The following is a 4,480-nucleotide window of genomic DNA, read 5'->3' as shown; positions in this document are numbered from 1 at the left end:
CTGTTTCGAGCTTGCGGCGTTGCGCGTCCGGTGATCCGTTCGTGATGACGCCCAGTTCCCATCCGTCGTCGGCGAGTTGCTGCATGGCGGTGCAGACCTCGGGACGGTAGGGCACGAGCTCGGCGGAGCGTCGCCGGTAGTCGGCGTGCAGGGACGCGATGGAGCGCCGGAGCCCGAAGGCGCTCTTGAGGTCGGCGAAGAACGCGTGGCGGGCGCCGCCATGGAACGTCTCGGCTCTCATGAGCGCGGACAAGGGGATGCCGGTGGAAGCGCAGAACTCCTCCGCCCACCTGGCGAATGCCGCCGCGTGGTCGGTGAGAGTGCTGTCCAGGTCGAAGAGTGCCGCTTTGCGCATCGTGGTCACCCCCACACCGGGCCGGGGCCCGCCAGCGCGCCCATGGCCCGCCCGGCCGTGGGGAAGTCCGCCGCCACCAGGGTGGTCACGTCGAGTTCGGCGTTGATCAGCTCGCGCATCAACTGGCGGGCGACCAGCCGGTGCAGGGCGTCATCGCCGAAACGGACGACCTGGTTGAGCTGCGGGGGGTCGGTCGGGGAGTACAGGGTGCCGCGCACCCCGATGACCGGGGCTTCGCGCACACGCAGCGCGATGAACCCGCCCTGAAGTTCCCGGCATGCGCGCAGGGCACGCTGGGCGCACGGGATGCAGACCGCGGGCGTGGCGGTCGTGATGCTGCAGGGGAAGGACACGAGCGCCTGAGTGTTCTCATCGGCGTGCAGGAGCCAGAGCGTTCCCCGTTCGTCGCGGTCCGGGTCGCCCTTGCAGACCCCGCACAACGGCCGCCCGTCCATGACCTCGCACTGGCGCGCGGGGTGATGGGCGGCCCAGTCCGGCTCGCCGGTCGGACTCCCGCCCCATCGCTCCCAGAGCAGGCCGTCGACGTCGCGGTCCTCGGGCCGTTCGTCGGCGAAGTAGACGCGCCCGTTCTCGTCGAACAGCACGGTGACGTCGCACGCGAACTCGCCCGCGAACGGGGCGATGTACAGGGGACTGCGCCGCTCATGGGGTTGGTTCGTGGACGGTGGAGCGCTGAGGGCTTGCACGGACGTCTCCTGGTCAGGTGTGCGGATCTCGGTCTCTTCGGTGCGCTCGGCGGCGGCCGGCGCGACCCCGGGTCGGCTGGCCGCGCATGGCTGTTGCTGCTGGGCGGCGGGGCGGTGTCCTATCCCTTGGCGGTGAGGGCCATGAGGACGGGGTGGACCAGGAGCGGCCGGCTGAGCCGGTTGCCGTCCTGGCTCACCCATCCGGAGGCGCTGGTCCACGCGTCCGGCGTGGCTCCGGACATGGGGAGGGTGAGGCTGGTGCCCGCCTTGAGGTAGGTCGTGTCCGGCGGCCAGGCGGGCTTGTCGGACTCCGAGGGGAGGAAGATTCCCCACTGACCGGCGTGCGCGAAGACCCAGCCCAGGGGAGCTGTCCGTGCGGGTCTTCCCGCGAGGGCGCTCGTCAGGAGCCGGCCGAGCCGCTCGGGCATGAGCAGGACCTCCCAGTCGGGCCCGACCATGCGCGGCTGGACGGCCAGGGCGAGATCGCTCGGCGGGTCTGGAGCGGTACGAGTCGCGAGGGTTGCGAGGGTCATGTCACGAGTCCTTGCTGGGACGCCGCGGCCGAGCGGGCCGGGGTGTCGGAGACGGACAGGCGGGGGGCGAGTTCGACGGCGAGCGGCGCGCTGCTGTACCCGCGAAGAAGGTTGTTCAGGACGCGAACCGGTTCGCCGTCGAGCGTGAGGTGGGAGCAGCGGGCGGCCAGGGCGCGTAGGACGGATCGGGCCTGGAGCTCGGCGAGCGGGATGCCGGCGCACAGGTGTGGTCCGCTGCCGAAGGCCAGGTGTTGGTGGTTGCGCGGGCGCCTGACGTTGAACTTGTCGGCTTCGTCTCCCCAGTGGCGGGGGTCGCGGCCGGCGGAGCCGTACAGAAGCCACACCTGGTCGCCCGCGGGCAGGTGAACGCCGCCGATCTCGGCGTCCTTGGTCAGCAGCCGCCCGAAGCCCTGTATGGGGGCTTCGAGTCTCAGAGCCTCGTGGAAGGCGGGCGCGGCCCAGCGGACGGGGTCTCGGCGGAGGATCTGCCACTGCTTCGGGTGCCGGGCGAGTCGGACGAGGCAGTCGGCGAGGCCGAGGACCGTGGTGTCGATGGCCGCGGCCGTGTAGGCCGACGCGAGGGGTACCGCGTCGCTCTCCTCGATCTGCCCCGCGTCGACGGCTTCGAAGATGGCTCCCATCCACGACTCGGAGGGAACGTTCTCGCGGATCAGTTTCTCGTGGAGCATCTCGACCATGCGGGACGCCAGCGGCAGCGCCTGCTGGTAGCGGTCGCCGAGCGGGCCGAACACATCGAACGTCGCCGCGGCGCCGGACAGCAGCACCTCCCGGTCCACGTCGGGCAGGCCCATCAGCTCCATCACCGTGTCGCAGACCATGTGGCGGGCCAGGGCGACGGCGTCGAACCGACCCGGCTGCGTGTACTGGTCCACCAGGCGTTCGGCGCGGTCGGTGATCCGGCGGGCCAGGGCCTTCATGGCGCGGGGAGCGAGCTGCTTGGACAGCACCCTGCGGAGCTTGGCGTGCCGCTCGCCGTCGGAGGCGAGGACCGTGCCGGCGAGGATCTCCTGGTTCGCGAGGGCGGTGAGGGCTATCCCACCCTCGGAGCCGAAGACGTCCGGGGCCTTGAGGAGCGCGGCGATGTCAGCGTGCCGGGAGATGGCCCACACGCCGTACTCCTCCAGGTGCACGGCGGCGCCGGTGCTCCGCAGGGTGCCGTACGCGGGGTAGGGGTCGGTCAGGAACTCGTCGCTGAAGAGGGGAACGGGGCTGGAGGGAGAGAATGCAGGCATGGGGGTCCTTCGGATCAGGCGGTGGCGGACTGGCTGAGCCGGTACTTCAAGAGCGTGAGCAGCGCGAGCGTGCTCGAGCCGGACTCGCGGGCGTCCAGCTGGAGCAGGGGGATGTGCAGCGGCAGAGCTATGGCGGCGCGCAGGTCAGCCTCGCTGTAGGCGGGAGCACCGTCGAAGGCGTTGACCGCAACGATGTAGGGCACGCCGCGGGCTTCGAAGAAGTCGATGCTGGCGAAACAGTCGGCGAGCCGCCGTGTGTCGGCCAGGACGATGGCGCCGACCGCGCCGCGAACCATGTCGTCCCACATGTACCAAAACCGGTCCTGGCCGGGCGTGCCGAACAGGTACAGGGTGACGTCGTCGACGGTGCGGCGGCCGAAGTCGAAGGCGACGGTGGTGGTGGTCTTCTTCTCGACTCCGTCGGTGCGGTCTATCCCGGTGCTCGCCTCGGTGATGACGGCCTCGGTGTTCAGCGGCTCGATCTCGCTGACCGCACCGACGAACGTGGTCTTGCCGACCCCGAAGCCCCCGGCGACGACGAGCTTGACGACTTCCGGAGCGGGTTCAGTTGGCACCCCGTGCCCCCCTGGTTTCTTCTTCGTATTGGGCCTGCAGGGCGGCGTGTACGCGCTCCATGAGGCGGTGAGTGACGTTGTCGTTGCGGGACATGTCGACCGGGGCCTTGGTGGTCACCACCTGGTGCTGCCGGAGGTCGGTGACCAGGACGGTGATGACCCCGACGGGCAGCTGCAGCAGTCCGGCGAGCTCCGACACCGCCCTGGGTTCGGAGCACAGGTCCAGAACGAGCTGGTGCTGCTCGCTGAGCAGCCGCCCTTCATGTCCCGTATGGGCGGTGATCTGGGTGTCGATGCTCAGCGTGGCGTCGGGAGCCTGGGTGCGGCCGCCGGTTCCGGCGTACGGCCGCGTCCGGCGGCCGCCCGACGCCGCCGTCACAGGATCGTCCCGCCGTGCTCGCCCGTGGCCAGCTCTCGCTGCTCGACGTCCAGCATGCCGCCGAGCTGACCGGCGAGATCGGTCAACTCGAAGCCGAGCTGGCCGAGGGTGGCCTCCTTCGACGCGTGGACGGCGATGACGCAGTGCTGGCCGGCGCGGCTGGCGACACACCAGCCCTTCTCCGTTTCCACCACCGTGCGCAGCATGTGACCGCCGCTGATGTAGTCGGCCTGCCGCTGGGCCAGGGTGGCCATGCTGCTGGTCATCGCGGCCAGGTGCTCGCCCAGCTCCCTGCGTGCGGCCTCGGCGGACTTGTCCCTGGAGGGGTCGGCGGCCACGTTCGTCCAGCCGCTCATGTAGCGGAAGATGCCGTCCTCGGTGACGACGACCGCTCCGAGCACGTGAGCGATCTGGCCGACGCGCTGGTCGAGGAGGTTCTGGATCTCGGGGTTCATGATGTCTTCTCGTCCTTATCGGTGGGGGTGGTTCTGAGGGGCCTGCTGTGTTCCGGCCTGGAAGTCCGCCCAGTCGGACCCGACTTGCTGCGGGTCGGACACGTCTCTCGCGCCCTGGGGCTGGGGGGAGGGAGCGCTGTTGCGCAGGATGGGGTTGAGGTGCTGGCCTGCGTTGCGGCGCGGCAGCGGATCGGCGTCGGCGTCGGTGGCTGCAGGAAGGGCG

At 70.5% G+C, this 4,480-nt stretch carries 8 protein-coding genes; all 8 read right to left on the bottom strand.

The window, feature by feature from the left end:
* Nucleotides 1-355: HAD family hydrolase (locus VN520_RS01300; protein ID WP_325744948.1), on the bottom strand; the 355-nt coding region annotated here is incomplete at its 3' end.
* A gap of 5 nt (nt 356-360) precedes the next feature.
* Nucleotides 361-1,062 carry a hypothetical protein gene (locus VN520_RS01295; protein ID WP_325744947.1) on the bottom strand — a complete coding sequence of 234 codons (702 nt, stop codon included), beginning with the start codon at nt 1,060-1,062 and terminating at the stop codon, nt 361-363.
* A 119-nt stretch (nt 1,063-1,181) separates the two neighbouring features.
* Nucleotides 1,182-1,595 (bottom strand): hypothetical protein, encoded by a 414-nt coding sequence (locus tag VN520_RS01290; RefSeq protein WP_325744946.1) that lies wholly within the window; start codon nt 1,593-1,595, stop codon nt 1,182-1,184.
* Nucleotides 1,592-2,848 (bottom strand): cytochrome P450, encoded by a 1,257-nt coding sequence (locus VN520_RS01285; RefSeq protein ID WP_325744945.1) that lies wholly within the window; start codon nt 2,846-2,848, stop codon nt 1,592-1,594. The genes VN520_RS01290 and VN520_RS01285 overlap by 4 nt, the downstream gene beginning before the upstream one ends.
* A 14-nt stretch (nt 2,849-2,862) precedes the next feature.
* A complete protein-coding gene (locus tag VN520_RS01280; RefSeq protein ID WP_325744944.1) occupies nt 2,863-3,423 on the bottom strand; it encodes a GTP-binding protein in 561 nt (186 codons plus the stop codon).
* Nucleotides 3,413-3,802: a DUF742 domain-containing protein gene (locus VN520_RS01275; RefSeq protein WP_325744943.1), complete on the bottom strand. Its 390-nt coding sequence runs from the start codon at nt 3,800-3,802 to the stop codon at nt 3,413-3,415. Before VN520_RS01275 ends, VN520_RS01280 begins: the two co-directional genes overlap by 11 nt.
* Nucleotides 3,799-4,257, bottom strand: a complete 459-nt coding sequence (locus VN520_RS01270) for a roadblock/LC7 domain-containing protein (RefSeq protein ID WP_325744942.1) — start codon at nt 4,255-4,257, stop codon at nt 3,799-3,801. The genes VN520_RS01275 and VN520_RS01270 overlap by 4 nt, the downstream gene beginning before the upstream one ends.
* 15 nt (nt 4,258-4,272) lie before the next feature.
* Nucleotides 4,273-4,480, bottom strand: a 208-nt coding sequence (locus VN520_RS01265; RefSeq protein WP_325744941.1) for a hypothetical protein, incomplete at its 5' end; no start/stop codon positions are given.

This window comes from Streptomyces sp. (assembly GCF_035563135.1).
Taxonomy (GTDB): Bacteria; Actinomycetota; Actinomycetes; order Streptomycetales; family Streptomycetaceae; genus Streptomyces.
The sequence above is the reverse complement of the archived record's forward strand: the minus strand, read 5'-3'. Positions and strand labels throughout refer to the sequence as shown.